Annotated in this window: 4 protein-coding genes and 1 pseudogene; all 5 read left to right on the forward strand. The window is 59.2% G+C overall.

What is annotated here, in order from left to right:
* A partial coding sequence (locus MF6394_RS32715) for a peptide-methionine (S)-S-oxide reductase (protein WP_177345164.1) occupies positions 1-279 on the forward strand: 279 nt, incomplete at its 5' end.
* Positions 280-520: 241 nt separating this feature from the next.
* Complete coding sequence (locus MF6394_RS32720; protein ID WP_014596902.1) at positions 521-727, forward strand: hypothetical protein; 207 nt, start codon at positions 521-523, stop codon at positions 725-727.
* Positions 728-950: 223 nt separating this feature from the next.
* Positions 951-1,109: pseudogene (locus MF6394_RS35320) on the forward strand (helix-turn-helix domain-containing protein); the annotation flags it as partial.
* A gap of 158 nt (positions 1,110-1,267) precedes the next feature.
* On the forward strand, positions 1,268-1,837 hold the full coding sequence (locus tag MF6394_RS32730) for an Hsp20/alpha crystallin family protein (protein ID WP_023657737.1): 570 nt from the start codon (positions 1,268-1,270) through the stop codon (positions 1,835-1,837).
* A gap of 94 nt (positions 1,838-1,931) precedes the next feature.
* The coding region (locus MF6394_RS32735; RefSeq protein ID WP_161952190.1) for a Clp protease N-terminal domain-containing protein at positions 1,932-2,862 on the forward strand (931 nt) is incomplete at its 3' end.

Below are 2,862 nucleotides of genomic sequence, written 5' to 3' on the forward strand. Positions count from 1 at the left end.
CATCATTTCCATACTGATCACCCTGTGTTCTCCTGCTCAAAAATTGAGCAGAAGCAGTTGAACACCTGGGTCAGTTTTCAGTCGGCAGAACAGCCTCTACTGGGTCAGTTTTCGGTCAGCGGCAACAGCCCAGTGGTAACCACCCTAGAGAGGTTAGCTGAATTTTTCGAGGCTGAGGAGTATCACCAAGACTTCTTCACAAAGAATCCAAGCAACAGATACTGCCAGATATCAATCTCACCAAAGCTCGCAAAACTGGAAAAAATAATCAAAAAATAATCAAACATGTGGCACCACTAGTACCACATAAACTTAGCGATCTGATTCTTCGAAATGGCCTGACTAGAGGTCTCTCTTACAACGTCTGCGATGGAGGCACCGGGTTCAGAACACTCCTGAATGACCTGGGCCTTAAAAGATTTGCTGTAGGTACGGCGCTGAGGGGGCATGGAAAATCCGCTTGATGGGCCATGGCCTTCGGCGGCGGTGTCGGGAAGGTGTGTTGGCAGGACGGATACTGTTGAACTACGTTGTCTGGGGCAACGGAAGTGTTTCGGCCCGACTCTGGAACGCGATCCGCAGCGACGACTGGGCAATTCCGCACGTTGGCCTGAGCAGCCTCGGGGAAATCGTCGGCTGGGCGCGCCCAGACGAGTTTCCGCCAAGGAACATGCAGACGAGCAAGGGGCTGCGGGCACTCGGCTACAACGTGAGGATCGGTGTTTGATCGAGGCGCCTGTGGCACACGCAGGCTGACGAGCCATGCGCTGTCCATGGCCTGATCAGGCCGCCCCGCTGCGCCTTGCCTGAGCAGTTGACCTGCATCAATGGGGCGGGAGATCGCTGTACATTGACTCTTGAAGTTTGTCCTGGTAAGCGCAATACCTTGCAAAGTCTTGCAAGAACTTCCTCAGGCGAGGCCGCGTGACGACGGAACTTGTGGGGGTGGTATGACAGCGCGCCAGCAGGCGATCTTCACACTCGACGAGTTGGCTGCCTACTTGAAAGTCGGCAAGCGGACGCTTTACCGGCTCGCCTCGCACGGGGAGATTCCGGTCTTCAAGGTCGGCGGGACGTGGCGGTTTCGTCAAAGTGAAATCGAACGATGGATCAATGATCAGATCCAAGCAGGCAGAAAGAAGGAGGTGATACGCACAGATGAGCAGCCAAAGTCAGCGGAACACTCCGTGTCGTCTGGGCGCGCTGTCCGTCGCCGCAGGCAAACGGAGCGAGCGAGAGTCTTCAATTTTTCTTCTGGAGGTATGACATGGACATTGATTTCAAGAAGTTGGCTCCCTGGAACTGGTTCAAGAAGGAGCAGGAAGAACAACAGAGCACTGCCTCGCTGCCCGTGCAGCGCAATGACCTGCCGGTGGCGGGTGGGCCCGTCAGTCCCATCCTGCAATTGCACCGCGAGATCGACCGCCTCTTCGACGACACGTTTCGAGGCTTCGGTTTCCCGGCGCTGGCCATGCCACGCTGGCCGTCGGACTGGCCGGGCCTGCTGAAGCCGGCGCTGGACATCCAGGAGACCGACAAGCAGTACAAGATCGCCCTGGAAGTGCCCGGCGTCGAGGAAAAAGACATCCAGATCACGCTCGACAACGACGTGCTGCTGGTGCGCGGTGAAAAGCGTCAGGAGCAGGAAACGAAAGACGGCGGTTTCCACCGGGTGGAGCGCTGCTACGGCAGCTTTCAGCGCGCTCTGAACCTGCCGACCGATGCCAACCAAGACACGATCAAGGCCGCTTTCAAGAACGGCGTACTCACGATCACGATGGAAAAGCGCGAGGCCAGTGCTCCCAAGCAGGGCCGCTCGATCCCGATCAACGGCTGACGCCGATCGGCTCGTCCTCCGAAAAAACCAGGTGAAGGTCGAGGCGCCGTGATCGGTGGCGCCTCGTCAAATCAATCTTTACAGGAGCATCAGCATGGCCAGAAAACAATGCCAAGTCTGCGACCAGTCCGCCACGGTGCGGGTGGAAGCCAATCTCAATGGTCGCCACAGCACCATGCTGTTGTGTGACGATCACTATCGCCAACTGGCGCGCCAGCAAAAGCGCACCGTCTCGCCGCTGGAGGCTCTGTTTGGCTCGCGCAGCGGTTTGTTCGAAGACTTCCTCGGCAGCGACTTCTTCCGCATCGGTGACGATGCACCGTCCGTGGCGGCTGATGCCGACGAAGTGGTCGATGCGTCTTTCGGCGAATCCGCTCCCGCAACGGCGGGCACGGCGCGCCGCCGCGGCAGTGGGCTGGCCAGCCGTATCAGCGAACAGTCCGAGGCCCTATTGCAGGAGGCCGCCCGACACGCTGCAGAGTTCGGGCGCGCCGAAGTTGATACCGAACACCTGCTGCTGGCGCTATCCGACAGCGATGTGGTCAAGACCATCCTGGGGCAGTTCAAGATCAAGGTCGATGACCTCAAGCAACAGATCGAATCCGAAGCCAAGCGCGGCGAGAAGCCGTTCGAGGGCGAGATCGGCGTGTCGCCCCGGGTCAAGGACGCGCTCAGCCGTGCTTTCGTGGCCTCCAATGAACTCGGCCACTCTTATGTCGGGCCGGAGCATTTCCTGATCGGGCTCGCCGAGGAAGGCGAAGGTTTGGCGGCCAACCTGCTACGTCGTTACGGTCTCACGCCGCAAGCGCTGCGCCAGCAGGTAAGCAAGGTGGTCGGCAAAGGGGCCGAGGATGGCCGCGCCGAGACGCCGACCAACACGCCCGAGCTGGATAAATACTCGCGCGACCTCACCAAGATGGCGCGCGAGGGCAAGCTCGATCCGGTCATCGGCCGTGCGCAGGAGATCGAGACCACCATCGAGGTGCTGGCCCGGCGCAAGAAAAACAACCCGGTGTTGATCGGTG

Source organism: Pseudomonas sp. MF6394 (assembly GCF_002018845.1).
Classification (GTDB): domain Bacteria; phylum Pseudomonadota; class Gammaproteobacteria; order Pseudomonadales; family Pseudomonadaceae; genus Aquipseudomonas; species Aquipseudomonas lactis.

Bases quoted from the DNA above. Each gene is read 5' to 3' on its own strand.
- MF6394_RS32730 (WP_023657737.1), top strand. From the start codon at position 1,268: ATGGACATTGATTTCAAGAAGTTGGCTCCCTGGAACTGGTTCAAGAAG.